This window comes from Actinoplanes subglobosus (assembly GCF_042650585.1).
Taxonomy (GTDB): domain Bacteria; phylum Actinomycetota; class Actinomycetes; order Mycobacteriales; family Micromonosporaceae; genus Actinoplanes; species Actinoplanes subglobosus.
Map to the genome: position 1 here is coordinate 303,726 of NZ_JBHSBL010000019.1, position 20,742 is coordinate 324,467.

The following is a 20,742-nucleotide window of genomic DNA, read 5'->3' on the forward strand; positions in this document are numbered from 1 at the left end:
CCTCTCAGGTCGGCCGGTTGGTGACGGGGATCTCGATGCTGATCGGCCGGGCCTCCGACAGGAACAGCAGGGCGGCCTTGCGCAGGAACTCGTCGAAGAGCCAATACGCCTTCGGCGCCAGAGGGAAGGGCAACAATCCTTCGCGTACGGCCACAAAGGGTCCCCACGCCGTCCGGAGCAGCGGGTCCCAGACGATCTCGCGCGGGATCTTCAGCCATCCCGCGATCTCGTCGCCGAGCATGAACCGGGTGAACGCGCCGAGGATCGGCTTGCTGAGGATCCCGGCGTCCACGCTCGACCCGAGGTTGAGCAGGATGTCGGCCAGCTTGACGCCCTCCGGGGTGGCCCGCAGCACCGGGTCGAGGACCTGGTCGGCCTGCGCGTCCGCCTCGGCCCACGAGTTCGGGATGTACTCGTCCTTCACGCCCAGCATGTGCGCGCCCACCTGCCACGAGTGCAGGAACGCGGCGGACTCGGCGGCCGGGATCGGCACCTTCCAGTCGGTGAGTTTGCGCATCACCGTGGTCGGCAGGCTGTGCCAGGTGACCATGATGTCGCGCTGGCTGATCGGGATGTCCTCGTCGGCGACCTGGGTCCAGTACGGCGACTGGGGCAGCAGGTGCCGGACCGCGGCGTGCACCAGGCGGGTCTTCACCGCCGTCACGATCATCTCGCCGTCGGGCTTGTAGGCGTTGGTCGAGCCGATGTCGTACCCCAGTTTGGCGGTCTTGGAGATGCGGTCCTTCATGTCCGCGCCGCCCTGGGAGTAGTAGACGGCCAGGGCCTCCTTGGGGATGACGGTGCTCATCATGCCGCTGGCCAGGCCGTAGAGGACGCCCAGGTAGAGGCCGCGTTTCTCGTTGAACTCGACGGCCAGGTCGAGTTTGGCGGGGTCGGCCCAGGACGGGAGCTGCCGGGCGTACTCGATGAAGTCACGCAGGTCGGACGGCAGGCCGGCGGGCAGCGCCTGGCCGTTCTTCTTCCAGGTGCGCAGGAGCGCGTTGACCTGGGGGACGTCGCCGCGCTCGATGAGGTCGGCGACCAGCGGGTCGGCCTCCGGGTCCCACACCCAGCGCGGGTCGGCGCCGGCGCCGGTGCCGGCGACCGAGGCGCTGGCCGGCCAGGTCCACGCCGCGGCCGCTCCGATCGCGCCTGCTTTGAGAATGTTGCGTCTGCTGACTGGTTCCACGCTTCGCTCCTCCGCTGATACGGTGAAACACGAAGTGCTTCCGTGTATCAGCGATGAGAGCACGACACGTCGCCGTTCACAAGCATGAATTTCTACGGACATCGATACGACACAAGCGTCGACCCAGGTCGGGAAGGGCAGATTGGTACGCTGATACAGATGGCGTAAACACATCTCGGGGGCACCATGACCGGACCCGCTTCACCCGGCTCGTCGCTGCTGGGCCGGGCACTCGCCGACGCGTTCACACCCGACGGCCCGGCCGACGAGGTCACCACGCGCCTGCTCGACGCCGCCTACGAACAGTTCTGCCGCATGGGTATCCGCCGCACCACGATGGAGGATGTGGCCCGCCGCGCCGGCGTCTCCCGGATCACCGCCTACCGCCGGTTCGCCACCAAGGACGCCCTGGTCGAGCATGTGGTCCGCCGCGAGTTCCGGCGCTACTTCGACCGGTTCGTCGTGGACATCGCCGAGGCCCGCACCGCCGCCGACCGGGTGATCGTCGGCTTCGCCACGTCGCTGCGCGCCTTCCGCGACAATCCGCTGATCGGCGGCCTGATGACCGCCGAGCCCGACCTGCTCGTCCCGTCCCTGATCAACGACGGCGGCCAGACGATGGCCGTGGTCCAGCAGTTCGTGGCCGGCCGCCTGCGCCTCGACCAGCAGGACGGCCACATCTCCCCGTCGGTCGACGTCGACCTGGTGGCCGAGGTGTGGACCCGGCTGTCCGCCTCGTTCCTGGCTGTCCCGAGCCAGATCGTCGACCTCGACGACGACGCCCAGCTACGCGACATCGCCCGCCGCTTCCTGGCCCCCATGCTCAACCCGGCTGAATGAGCAACCAAATCCGTTTCGCCCGCATATCCTGCGATGTCATGATGCCAACTCGTGTATCCGGCGTCGCGGCGGCCGCCCTGGCCCTGACACCGTCACCGGCCGGCAACCCCGGCCCCGATCTGGCCCCCACCGCGATCACCTTCGACGCGAGCGCGGCCACGGTCGGCCATCGCGTCGAATTCGACTCCGGCGTGACGAACGACGGCGACACCGCCACCGGCGGCTTCAACGTCAAGTGGCGCGTCGATTCGCGTGAGGTCGGCGCTTACGGCAGCCACGAGGGCGTACCCCGCAACGCGGTCATGATGGACGGGAACAGCCGGTTCGCGTGGACGTTCGACTCTCCCGGACTGCACTATGTCGAATTCACCGTGGATGCCGACGGGCACGTCGCAGAGTCCGACGAGGACGACAACATCCGGATCGCCGTGGTGAACGTACGCGGCGCGGCCACCGGCGGCTCGCCCGGGACCAGGCTGCTCGGCGGGGTCGACCTCCGGGCGTACTGCGTGGCGAAGGGCTACGAGCGGGAGGTACTCCAGGGCGACACCGCCTACGACTGGCGGTGCGAGGCCGACGAGAACGAGCGCGACCACATCTCGATGACTGACGCCTGCCGATGGCAGTACGGCACGGCCGACGTCATCGACCGGGTCGCGGACTTCCACAACCCGTACTCCTGGCAGTGCTGGGGCGCCGGTACCGACACCGGCGAAACCGCTGTCGCGGGATGATCGAGGCCGAGGACCTGCCCGACGGCTACCACCGGTATCGACCGGGCGTGTCTGCTGGGCATCGTCGCAGCGGGATCGACCAGGGTGAGGGAGATCGGGAAGCCATGAGAGCGGCCTCCGGCCCGGCACGTCATGATAGGAGGGTGACGACGAGGAGCGACGCGCCGTGGACCTGATCGAGGCGCGAGAACTCGCGGACGACCTGATGACCCGACACGGCGTTTCGGACTGGCGCCTGGTCTTCGACGACGCGAAGACCAGGGCGGGGATCTGCCGGCTGGAGGTCAAGGAGATCGGGCTGTCCCGCCCTCTGATCCGGCTGTATTCGCCGGAACAGGTGACCGAGACGGTGCTGCACGAGATCGCGCATGCCCTGGCCGGCCCCGGGCACGGCCACGACCGGGTGTGGCGGGCGATCGCGGTGCGCATAGGCTGCTCCGGCACCCGATGTGTGCCGGAGGACGTGCCCCGGGTGCAGGGCGCCTGGGAGGGCGTCTGCCCGGCCGGCCACCGGACGACGGTGCACCGCCGGCCGATCCGGGTCCGGTCGTGCTCGCGCTGCTCGCCGTCGTTCAGCCGGTCCGCGCTCTTCTCCTGGACGCTGAACGGCGCGGCCGCCCCGATGCATCCGCGGTACGCGCAGGAGCTGGCCCGGCTCGGGTCCGGCCCGTCCACGGTCGCGCCCGTGGTCGAGTTCGCGGTCGGCGCCCGGATCCGGCTGAAGGGCCGCGGCAAATACGGCGGCCTGGACGGCACCATCGTGAAACGGGGCCGGTCCCGATACCAGGTGCAGACCAAGGCGGGCCTGCTGAACGTCCCGTTCCCGATGGCCGAGCCGGTCTGATCCGCTCAGCCGGGCCCGAGAGAGGTGCCGAGGAAGTCGTGCAAGGCCGTCACCAGGTCGCCGGGGTTCTCCTCGGCGATGTGGTGGCCCGAGTCGATCGGCCGGCCCCGGAGGTCGGGGGCCCACGGCCGCCACACCGACACCGGGTCGCCGTAGAGCTTCTCCATGTCGTCGCGGGTGGACCACAGCACCAGGGTCGGGCACCGCACGGTCCGGCCGGCCCGGCGATCGGCCTCCTCATGGTCACGGTCGACGCCGAGGCCGGCGCGATAGTCCTCCAGCATCGCCCGGACGGTGGCCGGGTCGTGGACGGCCTGCCGGAACTCCCGGTGGTTCTCCACTCCCATGCTGTCCGGGCGCGCGCCGTCGTACCAGGCGTCCGGATCGGCGTTGATGGCACGCTCCGGCTTGTCCGGCTGGGCGAAGAAGAACCAGTGATACCAGTCGTGGGCGAACGTCGCCCCGCACCGGGCGAGGGCTTCGCTGATGGGCACGCCGTCCATGACCACCAGCCGGTTCACCAGATCGGGGTGATCGAGCGCCAGGCGCAGGGCGACGTACGAACCGCGGTCGTGCCCGGCCACCGCGAACGCCGGATGGCCCAGCGTCGCCATCAGCCGCACCAGGTCACCCGCCACCGCCCGCTTGGACTGCTGGGAGTGGTCCGGACGGATCGCGGCCTTGCCGGACGCGCCGTAGCCGCGCATGTCCGGGCAGACCACGGTGAAGCCGCGGTCGACCAGTTGCGGTGCGACCCGGTGCCACGTCGCTCCGGTACGCGGATGGCCGTGGACGAGCAGGACGGGAAGCCCCGTCCCGGCGTGCCGGACACGGAGCTCCACCTCCCCGACGTCGACCCGCTCGTCGGTGAATCCCTCGAACATGGGCGACTGATACCCGCGTCAGCCGCCCGCCAACATCAGCTCGAAGGTTCCTCGCGGGTGAACAGCATGCGGCAGGTGGGCCCGGTCGCGTAGGTGACCGGGCGGACGAACCTGAGGTGGTGGCGGGCCGGGTCGATGGCGTCGGCCCAGTTGAGGTCGAATCGGCACAGGATCGGCTGCAGGTGGGCACGCCCGGCCGCGACCAGGAGTTCGTGGAACAGGCAGCGGCGTACGTCCAGGATGTAGGTCTGCTGGTCGTCGAGCGGACGCTCGAAGTGGAACGACGGGCCGAAGTAGGACCGTTCGCGGTCCCGGCTGGCGTCGACCAGGGCGGTGAAGGCGTCGCCGGCGTGGTCGAGCATGCCCCGGGTGCCGGCCAGGATGTCGGCGCGCAGCGGGCTGTTGAGGCAGTCCTCGACGATGGCGGCCGCGGCGGTGGGGCCGTGCCCGGGTTTGAGGACGTCGTACGCCGCGACGGCCAGGGCCGTGAACCGGGCGTTGGCGGCGTCCATCGGGTTGGCGACCAGCGGTGCGAACCGGGTGTCGACGGCGGCGAGCCGGTCGCGGACCAGCTCCTCGACGGGCCGGTCGGTGGTCTCCCGCAGGCGGGCGAAGAAGGCCCCCTCGATGATCGGGGTCCAGTGGGTCGGGTCGAACGCCGTGGTGGCGTCACTCATGGTGGTGGTCCTTCCGGATCAGGACGACGCGGGGCAGGCCCCGTGAGGTCCGGGGTCGACCAGCGCGCTCCACCACCGACCGGCGCTGCGAAAGTTGACGGATCCACCATAGGTGACGCCGGCCGGGTCCCGGAACACGAGACCCGGCCGGCTTCGGCAGGAGACGTAAGGACGTGCGGGTCAGGGGACGATGACCGACTGCGGCATCGAGTTGTCGTTCGCCGTGTAGGAGACGACGTGGTAGACCGCGTTGGCCGGGGCGCCGGTCTCGGTGAACTGCTCGGTGCGGGTGCCGGCGACCAGGCCGAGACGGTCGACCATGTGGGCCTCCCCCGCGACCGTGCCCTCGATCAGGTACCACGCCTGCACCGACACCGCGTCGGCCGGCGCCGTGTACGAGTAGCTGCTGGTGATCCAGCTGTTGGTGGCGTCGACGGTGGACCGGTTGTTCGTCGCCAGGTTGAGGACCTGACCACTGGCGGTGGTGATCTTCAGACCGGCCCGGACCTGCCGGCCGGACCCCGCGGCGGCCATCGCCCGGGCCGAGATGACCGAGGTGTAGACCTGACCGGGCGTAGCGTTGATCTTGCGGCCGGCGACGCTGACCTCGCCCGTACCGCTGGAGGTCAGGGTCATCGAGGCGGTGCCGCGGGAGCCGTTGCCGGTGACCCGGGCCAGGGTGGTCCGGTTGCCGGCGGTCCAGCCGGTGGTGCCGGCGGCCGCGTTCTCGAAGCTCGACTCGTCGGCGGTCAGCAGGTTGCCGGGAACGGAGACACTGCCGACCGACAGGTCACCGACGACGTTGCCGTCCCGGTAGATCCGGTAGCCACGGATCGCACGGTTCTCCAAGGCGTACGCCTCGTCCCAGGTCAGGGTCTTCCCGGTGGCCACGAGACCGGTGACCGGCTCGGAGATCTTGGTCTGCTCGTGGTACGCCGTACCGATGACGTTCGTGACGGTGTTGACCTCGCCCGCCGGGCCGGTCAGGGAGTAGGCCGACGGGCTGGTGGACGCGCGCCGGGCGCCGAGGTCGATGCCGTACCACGTGGTCTTCTTCGCCGGGTCGTCGGCGATCGTGTTGCCGTAGATCTGGTCGCCGGTGCCGATGGACAGGCCGATGCCGGCGGTGTCGAAGAGACCCGCGCCGGTGTCGTATACGGTCGAGCCGCCCCAGCCGGAGTTGGTGACGGTGTTGCCGGAGATGACGTCGCCGGCGGTCTTGGCGGCGGCGTACGTGCCGTAGACGAGGATCCCGGAGCGGCCCGAGTACTCGACCACGTTGTCACGGATCACGTTGTTGCCACCCGCGCGAACGTAGTGGACCTCGCCGGCCGCGCTGTCGACGCCCCAGACGCCCGGACGGCCGAGACTGCCGCCCTCCTTGTAGTCGTCGTAGTTGATGCTGATGCCGGTCTCACCGGAGTAGCTGACCCGGTTGCCGGACACGATCGAGTCGCGCGGGTTGGTGATGTCCTTGTTCTCGCCGCTGTGGGCGTACCCACTGTTGGTCTTGAGGGTGATCTGTGCGCCCCACAGCACGTTGTCGGCGACGACGGCCTGCTGGATGCCCTCCAGGTACATGTTGCCGTAGAGCGACTTCTCCTTGCGCGCCGCGGCGATCGTGCCGTCGGAGCGGACGACGTTGTTGCGCACCGTGGTGCGGATGGCGTTGGTGAAGTCGAAGCTGTTGCCGCGGATCGTCCGGTCGAACTGGTTGTACTCGACGATCACACCGTCGTTCTTGCTCCCGCCGCCGACGTTGTCCTCGTCGCCCGACTCGGCGCCGCCCCAGTTGTCGAACCGGTTGTCGGTGATCCGCACGTTCGTGACGGCGTCACCGGCCCAGATCTTGAAGTATTCGAGGTTGGTGAACCGCACCTGCCGCACGGTCCAGTTGTCACCGACCGAGATGCCACCGCCGGCGTTCGTCGGCGCGAGCTTGCCGTCGGCCCCGCGGAAGTCGCAGAACTCGCCCGGGCGGCCCGGCATGTCCGACGGCGTCGGCAGCCCGGCGCCCTCCCGGCAGTTGCCGTTGACGGTCAGGTCGGAGACCAGGTTGCTGCTGGCGCCCGCGGCCCGGTGCTGGAAGTCCCAGCTGATCAGGAAGCCGTAGTTGAAGTTGGCCCAGTTCGCGGTGATCATCGAGACCGTGGTGGCGGTGATCCCGCGGCCGCGCAGGTTGACGTCCGGTGGCAGCTTGAGGCTCTTGCCCAGGCGGTAGGTGCCCTGGTCGAGCAGGACCGTGACCGGCTGGGCCGGTGTGGCCCGCGCGGTCGCGACAGTGACGGCATCGGTCAGGTTCGCCCAGTCGTCGCCGCCGGTCGGGGCCGGGGCGACGACGCAGGACGGGGCGTTGCACTCGGCGAGGGTCATCGGCGCCGGGGCCACCGTCGCCGCCAGGGAGTAGACCGGCGGGGACGCGGCCGCAGCGGCGGCGGGCCCGCTCGCGACCAGCGGCACGGTGAGCATCGGGAGCAGCGCGACGGCGGCCTTGGAGACTTTCGACAAAACGTACCTTCCGGTTCAGGGACAGCACGGCGGACGGGAACGATCCTGACCGGCGAACCTCAAGGACGGCGCAAGCCGCGGTACGGAGCAGGTCAGGGACCGTCGTGCGCTCTGAGCACCGCCCCGCAGCGGCTGGACAAGGGTCCCTGGGCGGCGATCGCCGCACTGGTCACCACGGTCGCCGGTGTCTACGGGAGGAACTTCGCGCACATGCCGGAGCTGCACTGGCGGTACGGCTGCCCGAGCGTCGCCCTGTTCATGGTGATGAGCGTGGCCGCCCTCCACTGGTCGCTGCGCCGGGCCGGCTGGTGGTGACGGGTGGTCACAGCGTCGGGAAGACCACGCCGAAGAAGATGGTCAGCGCGATCGCCCAGATCAGTGAGCCGACGAGGGCCGTGACCCACGGCTGACGGCTCTTGACCAGCAGGAACGGGGCGTGGATCAGGAACGCGAACGCCTGCCCGAGCGCGCCGGTCTCCTTGATGACCTGCAGCAGCTGGTCGGAGACGGTGTCCAGGTGGCTCTCCTGCAGCCGTGCCTCCATCCGCTGGGCGACCAGGCCGTAGTAGCCGAACACGACCGGGAAGATCCAGAACGGCGAGACCCGGACCAGCTCGGTCTCGGACAGGCTGTCGAACATGACCGTGTAGATCACCGCGGCCGAGCCGAGGCCCAGGGTGATCAGCGTGCCGTAGAAGACCCGCGGCGCGCGGCCGGGCGGGGCGGCGGTCAGCACCGGAGGTGCCGGGGCGGCGACCGGCTCGTGCGGGTGGCCGCACTGTGGGCAGGCGTGCGCCGCCACCGAGATCCGCCGCCGGCAGGCCGCACAGGTGGTGAACGGGGACGCCGCGGCGGGCGTGGAGGAGGAGCGCCCGCCGGTGGCGAACACCAGGATGCCGCCGATCACCCCGGCCGCGGCCGCCGCCAGCAGCGCGTTCCGGTTGTACTCGGCGTCGTCGATACGTCGCTGCGTGCTCTCCGCATAGTCGGTGAACCGCTCGCGCTCGTCGGCGTCCGGATCGGTGGCGGCCTGCGACAGCTGCCAGTCACGGACACCCGTCTCGCGGTCGGCGTCCTTCCAGGCGGTGATGCCGAGCAGGAGCAGTGGAACGCTCAGCACGAACAGCAGAATCCCGGAAGCACGGCGCGACATGCTCTCCCCCACCTCGACGGTCCGCATCGACGACCTGCGGAGGTCACACCGTAGCGGAGCGCCTCAACTCCCCGGCGCCAGCACGATGTCGAACCGCACCCGGGACCAGGCCTGCCCGGACAGGTCGCGACCGTCCGGTGTGGCGGTGCCGGGCGCCTGCGGCTCGAAATCCTTGACCAGCGAGTCGCGTACGCCGAAGACGCTGTCGGAGCCGAGCAGTGCGTCGCCGCGCACGAAGATGTGGGTGACCAGCGTGCGCCACCCGGGCGCCTCGACCATGAAGTGCAGGTGGGAGGCGCGCATCGGGGACCGCCCGGTGGCTCGCAGCAGCTCGCCGACGGGTCCGTCGTGCGGGATCGGGTACGGGGTCGGCTCGATCGCCCAGAACCGGTACCGGCCGTCGTCGTCGCTGAACAGGTGCCCACGGGCGGCGGTGCGGTCGTCGCCGTACTGGACGTCGTAGAAGCCGTCGTCGTCGGCCTCCCACACCTCGATGCGCGCGCCGGCCACCGGCTGGCCACCGGTGCCGGTGACGGTGCCCTCGACCCAGCACGGCCGGCCGGACGCCCCGAACGAGATGTCGCCGCCGTGCTCGATCCGCGGTGAGCCCTCGACGAAGAACGGGCCGAAAACGGTCGCCTCGGTCGCGTCGGCGTCGGCCCGGTTGTTCACCGTGACGGTCTGCATGGAGGCGCCGAGCACGTCGGAGAGCAGGATGAACTCCTGCCTGCGGTCGTCGGTGGCGTGGCCGGTGGCGGTGAGGAAGGCGATCGCCCGCTGCCATTCGCTCTCGGTCAGGCGCACCTCGCGGACGAAGGCGTGCAGGTGCCGGGTGAGCGCCTGCATCACCTCCTTCAGCCGCGGGTCGGGGGTGTCGTCGAAGGACGCGACGACCCGGTCGGTGAGCTGCCGCTCGCGGTCGTCCTGTTCGGTGCTCATCTCGGTTCCTCCCCCGCCCAGGCGCGGCGCAGCAGTGCGGTCAGATTGCCGGCGGTCACCGGGACCGGGTTGCCGGCCGGCACGACGGGCAGGATCGCCTCGACGGCGGCCGGGATGTCCTGCTCACGGAACCCGTGGTCACGCAGGGCGCGCGGGGCACCGACCTCGGCGCGCAGGCGCGCCAGACCGCCCGGCCCGAAAGCGTCGGCGAGCCGGTCCGGGACACCACGGGCGTTCAATTCCATGACGTACGGCAGAACGACCGCATGTGTCTGTGCATGAGGCAGGCCGAACATGCCGCCGAGCACGTGACAGATCTTGTGGTGAAGGCCGGAGCCCGCGGACGCGAAGGCCACGGCGGCCAGGTGTGCGCCGTACAGCGTCAGCTCCCGCCCGTGAAGGTCCTGGGGTTGCCGGACGATCGCGGGAAGTCCGCCGCTCAGGGCGCGCACGCCCTCGACGGCCAGGGCCTGGTTGATGGGGTCGGCCCGGGGCGCCCACATCGAGTCGACGCAGTGCGCGAGCGCGTTGAGGCCGGAGGCCACGCTCAGGTCGACCGGCAGGGTGAGGGTGAGGCTCGGGTCGTAGACGACGGTGCGCGGCAGGACTCGCCGGTCGGAGCCGGTGGTCTTGTGACCGTTCTCGGTCATGCCCCACACGTCGGTGGCCTCGGAGCCGGCATAGGTGGTGGGTACCGCGACGATCGGCAGCCCGGTGGTGAGAGCGACCGCCTTGGCGAGCCCGGTGGCCGACCCGCCACCCACGCTGACCAGCACGTCGACGTCCTCGGCGGCGGCCGCTCCACGGGCCCGTCCGGCGACGTCGGCGGGTACGTGCATGACCACCTCCCGGAAGTGCGCGGCCCCGGGCAGGACGTCGTCCCGCGTGCTGATCACCATCGGCCGTGAACCGAGGCGGGCGACCTCGGCCGGCAGGCGCTCGCGCATCTCGTGGGCGGCGAAGACCACCCGCTGCGGCAGCGTCTCGTGGGTGAACGTCAGGCTCATCGTCCGAGCACCGCCGTCAGCGCGTCATGCAACATCTGCTCAGGATCCGCCGGAAGCGACGCCGACCGCCAGGCGATGTGCTTGTCCGGACGGACCAGGATCGCCCCGTCCTCGGCGACCTCCCGCACCCGGGCCCAGTCGTAGTACAGGTCGGTGACCGCCCGGCCGGGCCCGATGATCACGGTTTCCAGCGGCACACCGAGGTCCTGGGCGACCTTGCCGGCGGCGGCCGCCCACGGTTCGCCGGTGATGCCGGTGAACAGGGTGAACCTGGTCATCGGGGCCAGATCGAGGGTGGACAGGCGCTGCTCGGTGGTGCCGACCCACACGTGCGGCAGCCGTGAGCCGGGAACCGTGGAGGGCTCGTAGTAGAGCTCCGGGTCCTTCGTCTTCACGGGCCGGGTGCCGTCACCGGCGATCGCCGCCGACTCGTAGAACTGCCCCAGCTCGACACCGTGCGCGTTGAACTCGTAGTGCTTGAGCTCCATCGCGGTGACCAGCGCGGCCCGTTTCGCGGCGCCGGCCGGTGTGTTGGCCTTGCGCTCCTCGATGCGGGCTGCCATCTCCGCCTCGTCCTTCGCGTCGAGCAGGCCGAGGACCTCGAAGAACTGGACGAACTCACGGCTCGACCGGTTGGCCCGCAGCACGATCTGCCGGGCGACCGGGGCACGCTCGGTGGTGTAGGTGTCCAGCAGCGACGGGCCGGCCTGCCCGCGGAGCACGGCGGCGATCTTCCAGGCCAGGTTGTAGGAGTCCTGGATCGAGGTGTTGGAGCCTAGCCCGTTGGACGGCGGGTGCCGGTGCACGGCGTCGCCGGCACAGAAGACACGGCGGTCGTGCAGGCGGGTCGCGTACATCTCGTTGTTGCCCCAGAGGGATGTGCCGGTGATCTCGACGTCGATGCCGGGCAGGCCGAGCAGGCTGCGCACGATCGCGACCGCCGCCGCCTCGTCGACCACGGGGGCCGGCTGACTGATGTCGTAGCCCCAGACGATCAGCCATTCGTTCCACGGCCGGACCATGCGGACCAGACCGGCGCCGATCCCGCCCACGTTCGAGCCGGGCTGGATCACCCAATACAGAACCGAGGGGCGATTCCCGACGTACGGCGAAAGGTCTGCTCTGAAGGTGATGTTCATCGACCCCGCGATGTCCATGGCGCCTTCCATCGGCAGACCCAGGTCCTCGGCCACCTGGGACCGGGCACCGTCCGCACCGATCAGGTATTTCGCGCGGATCGTGTGCTCGTGGCCGGTGATCCGGTCCCGGACCAGGACATCCACGCCGTCGGCGTCCTGCACGTGCGACAGGTACTCGGTGGAGAAACGGGTCTGGGTGCCGCGTTCGGTGGCGTTGCGAACCAGGATCGGCTCGAGATAGGTCTGCGGGATGTCGACCGGAAGGCAGGGCGAGGCCAGCTCGTAGTCGCCGTGCCGGCCCGGGTGGGTGCCCCAGGTGAGGATCCGGCCGATCTCCTCACCGGCGATCGACGTGCAGAAGACGGTGTCGCCCATCAGATGGTGCGGGGTGGCGTCGGCGAGGACCTGCTCCTCGATGCCGGCGTCCCGGAACACCTCCATGGCCCGCTGGTTGGTGATGTGCGCCCGTGGCGTGTTCGCCGTCCACCGGTACTTCGTGATCATCATGTTGGGGATGCCGAGGGTGGAGAGCAGCAGTGCCGCCGCCGCTCCCGCCGGCCCCGACCCGACGATGACGACGTCGGTGCTGATCTGCGCCATGGGGTGTCCTCGCTCCCTGCCGTGTGGTGCCCGCCAGTGTCGCGACGGGACCCGCGGCCGGAAAGACATCGGCCGGTGACACGGCGGAAATGCGGCGGCGTGGCGGAATCGGCGCCCGTCAGGCGCGTCGCAGGTCGCCGGCGCGTCGCAGGTCGCTCGGGCGTCGCAGGTCGCTCGCGCGTCGCGGGTCGCTCGCGCGTCGCAGGTCGCTCGCGCGGAAACCGAAGTGGGCGCGGAACGTCTGCGCGAAGTACTTGGTGGAGCCGAACCCACAGCGGGCGGCGGCCTCGGCGACCGTCACCCGTTCCTCGGCCAGGAGCACGGCGCGGGCGCGTTCCAGACGGCGGACCAGCACATATCTCGGCAGGCTGGCCCCGGCGGCGGCGAACGCCCGCGACAGGTGCCGCTCGCTGATCGCGATGCCGGCGGCCACCCGGGCGGCGTTGAGACCCGGATCGGACAGATGATCCTCGATGAAAGCGCGGGCGTTGGCCAGATGCACCCGGCCCGGATCGGCAGCGGAGCGCCCGGTCATCCCGGCGAGAAGATGCAGGACGGTCTCCTCGTCGATCGGCTCACCGCCGTCCGGGCGCACGGCCCGATCGACGAGCCTGGCCAGCGTACGGGCGGACGCGTCACCCCGGGCGAAGTCACGCACGAGCGGCGCCCGCAGCTCGTCGAGCCCGGTGATCTCCCGGAACGTCGCGCGCGGCACCTTGATCGCCAGCTCCTCCAGACCGCGGGAGAACCCACGCATGAACGGCCGGTCGGCGTCGCAGACCAGCGCCTGCCCCGGACGCAGCGTCAGCACCCCGTCCTCGTGGTAGAAGAACGCCTCACCGGCCACGGCCAGGTAGACGGCGATCGCGTCGGCCGGGCTCCGGCGGATCACCTCCGCCGGCCGCTCGACGACGTGCGCGTTGCCACGGACCCGGGCCAGATGCATCCGGTCGAGCTGGAGGTTGAGCTCGGTCCCGTCGAACGACGTCTCGCCGAGCATGCGACACCGCAAGCCGATCAGCGCACTGGTGTTGTGGTCCTCCCAGAGCGCGACCCGCTGCGCCGCCGGCAGCCCCGCCGTGCTGAAACTCACCAGCGCCATCGAGCACCCCCTGCGTGTCGGCAGTCACACTACCGCTCCTGCCGTGGTCACGGTCGTCCTCGGCTCCGGGTCCCGGCGACGTCGCGACGGCCCTGGCCGCGGCCTTGGCACGCATAAGCGGATCGTAAGATGACCGGCCTGGTGATCATGGAACGGGACGGCTTGACTCGAATCCGTGATTCGTCGCCTTCTCCGTAAACCTGTCACCTGGATCGTCGTCGCCGTTCTCGGCATCGGTGGCGCCGGCGCACTCTACTGGTTCGCGCCGTGGCGGTTGTTCACCGACACCGTCGTGGCCGAGCCGCTGTCGGCCGTTCCGCTGCCGGCCGTACCGTCCGGCGCCCCCGCCGTGTCCGCGACCGGGCAGCCGCCGGCCTCGCCGGTGGTGGTCGCCGAGGGCACCTTCATCACCCACGAGCACGACACCAGCGGCACCGCCCGGATGGTGCGCAACCCCGACGGCAGCCACCAGCTGGAGATCGCCGGACTCGACACCAGCGACGGCCCCGACCTGCGGGTCTGGCTGACCGATCAGGAGGTGCGCACCGGCACCGCCGGCTGGCGGGTCTTCGACGACGGCGAGTTCACCGAGCTGGGCAAACTCAAAGGCAACCGGGGCGATCAGGTGTACCGGCTGGACGCCGGCACCGACCCGGCGGCGTTCCGCAGCGTCACCATCTGGTGCAAGCGTTTCGCCGTCTCGTTCGGGGCCGCCGAGCTGACCGCGGCCTGACGATGCTCACGACATCGCGCGGAGCACGGCCAGGACCAGCGTGCGGGCGACCCGGACCGTCTCACTGACCGACACCTTCTCGTACGGGCTGTGCGCGACCCGGACGTCACCCGGCCCGTACTGGAGCGTCGGCACCCCGGCGCCCGCGTACAGCCGGAGGTCGCTGCCGTACGGCGCACCCCGCTCGCGCAGCCCGGGTTCGCCGGTGACATCGCGGTGGGCGTCGCTGACCAGGTCCCGCAACGGGTGCCCGGCGGGCAGGCGCCCGCTGGCGAACTGGCCACCGGTCCAGGCGACCGTCGGCGGGTGGTCACGCAGCCAGGGATCGGCGGCCGCCGCGTCGGCGACACACCGTTCGAGTTCGGCGCGGGCGGCGGCCGGATCCTCGCCGAGCCGCACACCGAGCCGCCCTTCGGCGACGAGCAGGTCCGGGACGGTGCTGGCCCAGTCACCGGCGCGGACGATCCCGACGGCCAGCGGATACGGAATCGGGTAGTCGGCCATCAGCGGATCCGGGCCGACGTTGCGGACGGTCTCCAGCCGGGCCAGCGCCGCGTGCAGGGGAAGGTAGGCGTCGATGGCGCTGACACCGCTGTAACGGGTGCTGGCGTGCGTGGCCTTCCCGGGCACCTCGATCCGGAAGGTCAGCGCCCCGCCGTTGGCGGTGATGACCGTGCCGCCGGTCGGTTCGGTGATGATGCAGGCGTCACCGGTGTGCCCGCGCCGGAGCGTCCCGAAGGCGCCGAGGCCGCCGTCCTCCTCGCTGACGACGAAGTGGGCGGCGACCCGCCCCGGCAGCCGGATCCCGGCAGCGCGGATCGCCGCGAGGGCGGCCAGGTTGGCGGCGAGTCCCGCTTTCATGTCGCAGGCGCCGCGGGCATGGATGACGTCACCGTCGACCCGCGGGGCGAACGGGTCGCTCCCCCACTGCCTCCGATCCCCCGGCGGTACGACGTCCACGTGCCCCTGCAGGATGACGGCCGGCCCGTCGCCGCCCGTGGTCGTCCCGACCAGTCCCCAAGCGTCGTCACGCGGAGCCTCGGTGCCGGGAAAGTCCGGGTGGGCACGCAGGGCGGGCAGATCCATGGACCACAGGTCGACGTCGAGCCCGAGCCGCTCGAGCCGCCCGGCCAGCAGATGCTGGAGTTCGCTCTCGGCCGCACTCCCGGTGACGCTGGGGACAGTGAGCAGTTCCAGGAGTTCCCGGGCGACGGCCCGCTCATCCACAGCCGTGAGCGCGGCCGCCTCGTCATCGGTGAAGGTCACAAACACGATCATCGCAGCCCGGGACAGCGCCCAGCCCGCACCGCGACCGAATCGGAAACGTGGGGAGGCGGTGCCGGCTTGGGCGGATCTTCCCTTCCCGCCCCCTGCCGACACCGCCTCGCGGTGGTCACGGCGAGCACCATCTGAGCGCTCTCACTGGCGGATCAAGCAACCAACCGGAACCGCCGCGCCGCGACGTGCGTTAGCTGATCACACCCGGCCGTTCACCGTCACGATGAACCGTGGAAGTCGGGACTTTAGACCTCACTCTTTCGAGGATCCGCCACTTCGACGTCCGGAACGCCCCGGTTCATACCAGAGTCATGTGATTCCCGATGTGTGACGTTTAAACCTCTTGTCACCGCTTTTTTCGAGACGGTGCACCCCGTCACCGCCGTCCGGCCCACCCGGCCCGTCGGACCGGTCGCGACGTAGCCGCGTGGATGGAGGCAGGACGACGGTGACGTCGCCGTCAGCATGGACAGCCGTCACCAGCCGGCCCGGCCCTGGAACGGGAGGCCGCTGTTTGACCCGCGGTCCGGCGGGCATTCGCCGGCCATGACCGACAGAGTTCTGGTTCGTTCCGCGATCCTCGGCGCCTCGGCCGGGGCGCGCAGCATGACTCCGCTGGCGAGGCTGGCGCTGCGCAGGCGCGGCTGGATCCGGGTGGCCGCGGGTGCCGCGGCGCTCGGTGAGATGGCCTTCGACAAGTCGCGCCGGGCGCCGAGCCGCCTGAAGCCCGGCCCGCTGGCCGGACGGGTCGTGCTCGGCGCCGTGGCCGGGGCGACGTTCGCCCGCCGCCGCGGCGCGGGAATCGCCGGGCCGGCGATCGCCGCGGGGCTCGCCGCGGCCGGGGCCAGCTACGCCGGGGCCCGGTGGCGGGCGTACGCCGAGGCACACGACTTCGCGGTCCCGGGTGCGGTGGCCGAGGACGCCGCGGCGGTCGCCCTGGCGTGGGTGTCCTCACGCGATTGAACCGCCCGGACGGGGGCATGCAGCGGAGCATGACGACATCTACTACCGGGAACCCCTTGGCCGTGGTCACCGGCGCGTCCAGTGGCATCGGCTACGAACTGGCCCGGGAGCTGGCCGGACGCGGGCACGACCTGCTGCTGATCGCCGAGGACGAGGGCATCGAGGAGGCCGCCGGCGATCTCCGGCGGGACGGCGTCAACCAGGTGACGGCGGTGCGCGCCGACCTGGCCGTCTACAGCGGGGTGGAGCAGGCCTGGGCCGCGATCGCGGCGACCGGCCGCGACGTCGACGTCCTCGTGCTCAACGCCGGACGCGGGATCGGTGGGGCGTTCGTCGGCGGCACCGATCTGGCCGACGAGCTGAATGTGATCGCGGTGAACGTGACGTCGACGGTGCACCTGGCCAAGCGGGCCCTGCCGGGCATGGTCGGGCGCGGGTCGGGGCGGGTGCTGGTCACCTCGTCGATCGCGTCGATGATGCCCGGCACCTACCAGGCGATCTACAACGCGTCCAAGTCGTTCACCCAGTCGTTCGCCGAGGCGATACGGGCCGAATTGAAGGACACCGGTGTCACGGTGACCGCGTTGATGCCCGGGCCGACCGACACGAACTTCTTCCACCGTGCCGGGATGGACGACACCCGCGTCGGTGCGAGCCGCAAGGACGACCCGGCGCAGGTCGCCGCGCAGGGCGTCCGGGCACTGTTCGCCGGTGACGAGAAGGTCCTCGCCGGATCGGTCGCCACCCGCGCCAAGGCGATGGCCGGCAAGGTCATGCCGGACCGCGTCAACGCCGAGATGCACCGCCGGATGGCCGAGCCCGGATCGGGAGAATGACGGTGACGACACTGAAGGCGCTGGTCCTCGGCTGTTCGCTGAAGAAGTCCCCGGCCCCGTCGAGTTCGGAACTGCTCGGCCGTGAGATCCTCGCGGCCCTCGCCGACCACGACGTCGACGGGGAGCTCGTACGCGTGGTCGATCATGAGGTTCGTTTCGGGGTCTCCACCGACGAGGGTGACGGTGACGCCTGGCCGGGCATCCGGGAGAAGGTCCTGGCCGCGCAGATCCTGGTGATCGCGACGCCGATCTGGATGGGCCAGCCGTCCAGTGTGTGCAAGATGGTCCTGGAACGCCTCGACGCGGAACTGTCGGAGACCGACGAGCGGGGCCGGCCGTCGATGTACGGCAAGGTCGCCGCGGTGGCGGTGGTCGGCAACGAGGACGGTGCCCACCACGTCACCGCCGAGGTTCTCCAGGCACTCAACGACGTCGGGTTCAGCGTCGCGGCGGCGGGCGCCACCTACTGGGTCGGCGAGGCGATGGGCAAGGTCGACTACCGGGACGCCGGCCCGAAACCGGACACCACCGGCAAGGCCACCGCGGCGCTCGCCGCGAACACCGCTCACCTGGCCCGGCTGCTGTCGGCGAGCCCCTACGATGCGTGACCGGATCACCGACCCGTGGGGAGATCGCACCCCCTACTCCCCCGGCGGGGCGTGGCCGGTCCGGGTCGACGAGCACACCATCGAAACCCCCGATCATTGGGTACGGTCGGCGTCGCTGCTGCACTCCAACGGCGACGCGATCGACATCGGGGTCCGCGACGGGCGGATCGTCGGCGTCCGTGGGCGGGCCGGTGACCGGGTCAACCACGGCCGGCTCGACCCGAAGGACGTCTACGGCTGGCGGGCCGGCGCGCACCCCGACCGGCTGACCAGGCCACTCGTCCGGGTGGACGGCGAACTGACCCCGACGACCTGGGACGACGCGATGCGGCGGGTCGTCGGCGCCTCCCGGGCCCGGACGCCGGAGCAGACCGGCTTCTACACCTCCGGGCAGCTGTTCCTCGAGGAGTACTACACGCTGGCCGTGATCGCGAAGGCCGGGATCGGCACTCCGCATCTGGACGGCAACACCCGGCTGTGCACCGCGACGTCGGCGGCGGCGCTCAAGGCCAGCTTCGGCACCGACGGGCAGCCCGGCTCCTACACCGACGTCGACCACTGCGACGCGATCGCGCTGTGGGGCCACAACGTCGCCGAGACGCAGACCGTGCTGTGGATGCGGATGCTCGACCGCCGGCACGGCACGAACCCGCCGGCCATGCTCGCCGTCGACCCGCGCCGCACCCCGGTCGCCCGCGAGGCCGACGTGCATCTGCCGATCCGGCCGGGCACCAACCTGGCGCTGATGAACGGGCTGCTCCGGCTGGTCATCGACCACGGGTGGACCGACGAGGCGTACCTCGCGGCGCACACCGTCGGGTTCGAGGAGCTGGCGAAGGTGGTCGACGCCTACCCGGTGCGGCGGGTCGCCGAGATCTGCGACCTGCGGCCGGCCGACATCGAACGGGCCGGCGAACTGGTGGGCACCGCCGGGCGGCTGCTGTCGACCGTACTCCAGGGCTTCTATCAGTCGCATCAGGCGACGGCCTCGGCCGTCGCCGTCAACGACCTGCACCTGCTGCGCGGCATGATCGGGCGGCCCGGCGCCGGGGTGCTGCAGATGAACGGCCAGCCGACCGCGCAGAACACCCGCGAGACCGGCGCCGACGGCGACCTTCCGGGTTTCCGCAACCGGGCGAACCCCGCGCATGTACGCGACCTCGCCGCCCTGTGGAACGTCGACGAGGCCACGATCCCGCACGACACGGACCCGACTCCGGCCATGACGATCTGGGAGCTCGCCGGCAAGGGCGCGATCACCTTCCTGTGGATCAGTGGCACCAACCCGGCGGTCTCCTTGCCGGACCTGGCCCGTGTCCGCCGCACCCTGGCACGGCCGGACCTGTTCGTGGTCGTGCAGGACATCTTCCGTACCGAGACCGCCGAGTTCGCCGACGTGGTGCTGCCCGCCGCCACCTGGGGTGAGAAGACCGGCACGTTCACCAACGCCGACCGGACCGTGCACCTGTCCGAGAAGGCCGTCGACCCGCCCGGTGAGGCCCGCCCCGACCTGGACATCTTCCTCGACTACGCCGCCCGCCGGGACTTCCGCGACCGGGACGGGTCACCCTTGATCTCCTGGACGGACCCCCCTTCGGCGTACGCCGCCTGGCAGCGCTGCTCCGCCGGGCGCCCGTGCGACTACACGACCATCGGGTACGACGACCTGCGCGGCGAGTCGGGCGTCCAGTGGGGTGGCGAACGGCTCTACACCGGCGGGGTGTTCAACACCGGCACCGGGTACTGCGAGACCTACGGCCACGACCTCGTGACGGGTGCGCCGCGCACCGCCGGCGAGCACCGGGCGCAGCACCCGGACGGGCGGGCGTTCCTGCTCGCCACCCCGTACGAGCCCGCGCCGGAGGAGCCCAGCGCCGACTACCCGTTGCGGCTGATCACCGGGCGCACGCTCAGCCAGTTCCACACCCGCACGAAGACCGGCCGGGTCCGGGAACTGAACGCGGCCGCCCCGCACGTGTGGGTCGAGGTGAGCCAGGCCGACGCCACGGAGTACGCGCTGGCCGACGGTTCGGTGGCTCTCATCGAGTCGGCGCGCGGCGCGGTCGAGGCACCGGTCCGGATCCGGGACATCCGGCCCGGGACGGTGTTCCTCCCGTTCCACTTCGCACGGCAGGCCGCCAACGAACTGACCCTGACCACCTGGGACCCGGTGTCGAAGCAGCCGATGTTCAAACTCGCGGCCATACGCCTGCGACGACAGCCGTAAGGGGGGGTTTCGCCTGTTCATGGGACGGGCAGAACAGTTGCATGGCAGCAAGGAGGTGCGAATCGTGGCCGCCGGGTCCACAGCCGACCCGTCGGCGCCGCGCTGCCGGGCAGGAGACAGTCGGCCGGGTCGACCCCGAGGCGCCATCGCGAGCCTGGAGGCCGACATCGAGACCGTGACGAACGCAGCACACCGAGGACGGCGATCATGACTGCAGTGAGCAGGCCCACCGGCCGGGAGCACCTGGCCGACGACATCCAGCGGACCCGCGCCGATCTCGGTGACACCGTGACGGAAGCGGCCGCCCGGACCGACGTCACCGGGCGGGCGAAGCAGGCGGTCAGCGAGACCGCGGTGCAGGCCCGGCGCCGGCTCGCCGCGGCCGGTGAGACCACCGCGCGGGTCGCCGGTTCCACGAAGGAGCGGCTGGCCGAGGCGAGCCGCCGTCCGGCGGTGCGCCGGTCCCTGCCGGCGGCGGCGA

The 20,742-nt window shown here is 71.0% G+C and carries 20 protein-coding genes; 10 read left to right on the forward strand and 10 right to left on the reverse strand.

Annotation, left to right across the window (positions count from 1 at the left end):
- Positions 1-4 precede the first annotated feature (4 nt).
- The gene (locus ACFO0C_RS26905; RefSeq protein ID WP_378069469.1) at positions 5-1,189 is read right to left on the reverse strand and encodes an oxygenase MpaB family protein; all 1,185 of its coding nucleotides are present in this window, start codon (positions 1,187-1,189) and stop codon (positions 5-7) included.
- Positions 1,190-1,375: 186 nt separating this feature from the next.
- On the opposite strand from ACFO0C_RS26905, the gene ACFO0C_RS26910 reads away from it, so the two are divergent.
- From ACFO0C_RS26910 to ACFO0C_RS26920, 3 genes are all read left to right on the forward strand, one after another.
- Positions 1,376-2,029 (forward strand): TetR/AcrR family transcriptional regulator, encoded by a 654-nt coding sequence (locus ACFO0C_RS26910; protein ID WP_378069470.1) that lies wholly within the window; start codon positions 1,376-1,378, stop codon positions 2,027-2,029.
- A gap of 41 nt (positions 2,030-2,070) precedes the next feature.
- On the forward strand, positions 2,071-2,763 hold the full coding sequence (locus ACFO0C_RS26915) for a CARDB domain-containing protein (protein ID WP_378069471.1): 693 nt from the start codon (positions 2,071-2,073) through the stop codon (positions 2,761-2,763).
- A gap of 166 nt (positions 2,764-2,929) precedes the next feature.
- Complete coding sequence (locus ACFO0C_RS26920; RefSeq protein WP_378069472.1) at positions 2,930-3,607, forward strand: SprT-like domain-containing protein; 678 nt, start codon at positions 2,930-2,932, stop codon at positions 3,605-3,607.
- A gap of 5 nt (positions 3,608-3,612) precedes the next feature.
- Here ACFO0C_RS26920 and ACFO0C_RS26925 read toward each other — a convergent pair whose 3' ends face one another.
- From ACFO0C_RS26925 to ACFO0C_RS26935, 3 genes are all read right to left on the reverse strand, one after another.
- Positions 3,613-4,491 (reverse strand): alpha/beta fold hydrolase, encoded by an 879-nt coding sequence (locus ACFO0C_RS26925; protein ID WP_378069473.1) that lies wholly within the window; start codon positions 4,489-4,491, stop codon positions 3,613-3,615.
- Between the two features lie 35 nt (positions 4,492-4,526).
- Positions 4,527-5,168: an L-2-amino-thiazoline-4-carboxylic acid hydrolase gene (locus ACFO0C_RS26930; RefSeq protein ID WP_378069474.1), complete on the reverse strand. Its 642-nt coding sequence runs from the start codon at positions 5,166-5,168 to the stop codon at positions 4,527-4,529.
- Positions 5,169-5,348: 180 nt separating this feature from the next.
- Positions 5,349-7,676 (reverse strand): carbohydrate binding domain-containing protein, encoded by a 2,328-nt coding sequence (locus ACFO0C_RS26935; protein WP_378069475.1) that lies wholly within the window; start codon positions 7,674-7,676, stop codon positions 5,349-5,351.
- A gap of 156 nt (positions 7,677-7,832) precedes the next feature.
- On the opposite strand from ACFO0C_RS26935, the gene ACFO0C_RS26940 reads away from it, so the two are divergent.
- Positions 7,833-7,991: a CorA family divalent cation transporter gene (locus ACFO0C_RS26940; RefSeq protein ID WP_378069914.1), complete on the forward strand. Its 159-nt coding sequence runs from the start codon at positions 7,833-7,835 to the stop codon at positions 7,989-7,991.
- A 7-nt stretch (positions 7,992-7,998) separates the two neighbouring features.
- Here the strand turns inward: ACFO0C_RS26940 and ACFO0C_RS26945 are convergent, their stop codons facing one another.
- The 5 genes from ACFO0C_RS26945 to ACFO0C_RS26965 form a co-directional block, all read right to left on the reverse strand.
- Complete coding sequence (locus ACFO0C_RS26945) at positions 7,999-8,856, reverse strand: hypothetical protein (protein WP_378069476.1); 858 nt, start codon at positions 8,854-8,856, stop codon at positions 7,999-8,001.
- A gap of 36 nt (positions 8,857-8,892) precedes the next feature.
- The gene (locus ACFO0C_RS26950) at positions 8,893-9,768 is read right to left on the reverse strand and encodes an intradiol ring-cleavage dioxygenase (RefSeq protein WP_378069477.1); all 876 of its coding nucleotides are present in this window, start codon (positions 9,766-9,768) and stop codon (positions 8,893-8,895) included.
- Complete coding sequence (locus ACFO0C_RS26955) at positions 9,765-10,775, reverse strand: maleylacetate reductase (RefSeq protein WP_378069478.1); 1,011 nt, start codon at positions 10,773-10,775, stop codon at positions 9,765-9,767. The genes ACFO0C_RS26950 and ACFO0C_RS26955 overlap by 4 nt, the downstream gene beginning before the upstream one ends.
- Positions 10,772-12,514, reverse strand: a complete 1,743-nt coding sequence (locus tag ACFO0C_RS26960) for an FAD-dependent oxidoreductase (protein ID WP_378069479.1) — start codon at positions 12,512-12,514, stop codon at positions 10,772-10,774. The genes ACFO0C_RS26955 and ACFO0C_RS26960 overlap by 4 nt, the downstream gene beginning before the upstream one ends.
- Before the next feature lie 118 nt (positions 12,515-12,632).
- Positions 12,633-13,616, reverse strand: a complete 984-nt coding sequence (locus ACFO0C_RS26965; RefSeq protein WP_378069480.1) for a helix-turn-helix domain-containing protein — start codon at positions 13,614-13,616, stop codon at positions 12,633-12,635.
- A 175-nt stretch (positions 13,617-13,791) separates the two neighbouring features.
- Here ACFO0C_RS26965 and ACFO0C_RS26970 point away from each other — a divergent pair, with 175 nt between their 5' ends.
- Positions 13,792-14,349, forward strand: a complete 558-nt coding sequence (locus tag ACFO0C_RS26970) for a DM13 domain-containing protein (protein ID WP_378069481.1) — start codon at positions 13,792-13,794, stop codon at positions 14,347-14,349.
- Between the two features lie 6 nt (positions 14,350-14,355).
- On the opposite strand, the gene ACFO0C_RS26975 is transcribed toward ACFO0C_RS26970, so the two are convergent.
- Positions 14,356-15,615, reverse strand: coding sequence for an ArgE/DapE family deacylase (locus ACFO0C_RS26975; protein WP_378069482.1), 1,260 nt, complete (start codon positions 15,613-15,615; stop codon positions 14,356-14,358).
- 558 nt (positions 15,616-16,173) lie between these two features.
- On the opposite strand from ACFO0C_RS26975, the gene ACFO0C_RS26980 reads away from it, so the two are divergent.
- The 5 genes from ACFO0C_RS26980 to ACFO0C_RS27000 all read left to right on the forward strand — a co-directional run.
- Positions 16,174-16,590, forward strand: a complete 417-nt coding sequence (locus tag ACFO0C_RS26980; RefSeq protein WP_378069483.1) for a hypothetical protein — start codon at positions 16,174-16,176, stop codon at positions 16,588-16,590.
- A 29-nt stretch (positions 16,591-16,619) separates the two neighbouring features.
- Entirely contained in the window at positions 16,620-17,426 is an 807-nt protein-coding gene (locus tag ACFO0C_RS26985) for an SDR family NAD(P)-dependent oxidoreductase (RefSeq protein WP_378069484.1), read from the forward strand.
- Between the two features lie 2 nt (positions 17,427-17,428).
- Positions 17,429-18,034: a flavodoxin family protein gene (locus ACFO0C_RS26990; protein WP_378069485.1), complete on the forward strand. Its 606-nt coding sequence runs from the start codon at positions 17,429-17,431 to the stop codon at positions 18,032-18,034.
- Positions 18,027-20,261 (forward strand): molybdopterin oxidoreductase family protein, encoded by a 2,235-nt coding sequence (locus tag ACFO0C_RS26995; protein ID WP_378069486.1) that lies wholly within the window; start codon positions 18,027-18,029, stop codon positions 20,259-20,261. The genes ACFO0C_RS26990 and ACFO0C_RS26995 overlap by 8 nt, the downstream gene beginning before the upstream one ends.
- 216 nt (positions 20,262-20,477) lie before the next feature.
- The coding region (locus ACFO0C_RS27000) for a DUF3618 domain-containing protein (RefSeq protein WP_378069487.1) at positions 20,478-20,742 on the forward strand (265 nt) is incomplete at its 3' end.

Coding starts and splice junctions, on each gene's coding strand:
- ACFO0C_RS26910 (WP_378069470.1), top strand. CDS start 1,376: ATGACCGGACCCGCTTCACCCGGCTCGTCGCTGCTGGGCCGGGCACTC.
- ACFO0C_RS26915 (WP_378069471.1), top strand. CDS start 2,071: ATGCCAACTCGTGTATCCGGCGTCGCGGCGGCCGCCCTGGCCCTGACA.
- ACFO0C_RS26925 (WP_378069473.1), bottom strand. CDS start 4,491: ATGTTCGAGGGATTCACCGACGAGCGGGTCGACGTCGGGGAGGTGGAG.
- ACFO0C_RS26930 (WP_378069474.1), bottom strand. CDS start 5,168: ATGAGTGACGCCACCACGGCGTTCGACCCGACCCACTGGACCCCGATC.
- ACFO0C_RS26945 (WP_378069476.1), bottom strand. CDS start 8,856: ATGCGGACCGTCGAGGTGGGGGAGAGCATGTCGCGCCGTGCTTCCGGG.
- ACFO0C_RS26950 (WP_378069477.1), bottom strand. CDS start 9,768: ATGAGCACCGAACAGGACGACCGCGAGCGGCAGCTCACCGACCGGGTC.
- ACFO0C_RS26955 (WP_378069478.1), bottom strand. CDS start 10,775: ATGAGCCTGACGTTCACCCACGAGACGCTGCCGCAGCGGGTGGTCTTC.
- ACFO0C_RS26960 (WP_378069479.1), bottom strand. CDS start 12,514: ATGGCGCAGATCAGCACCGACGTCGTCATCGTCGGGTCGGGGCCGGCG.
- ACFO0C_RS26965 (WP_378069480.1), bottom strand. CDS start 13,616: ATGGCGCTGGTGAGTTTCAGCACGGCGGGGCTGCCGGCGGCGCAGCGG.
- ACFO0C_RS26980 (WP_378069483.1), top strand. CDS start 16,174: ATGACCGACAGAGTTCTGGTTCGTTCCGCGATCCTCGGCGCCTCGGCC.
- ACFO0C_RS26985 (WP_378069484.1), top strand. CDS start 16,620: ATGACGACATCTACTACCGGGAACCCCTTGGCCGTGGTCACCGGCGCG.
- ACFO0C_RS26995 (WP_378069486.1), top strand. CDS start 18,027: ATGCGTGACCGGATCACCGACCCGTGGGGAGATCGCACCCCCTACTCC.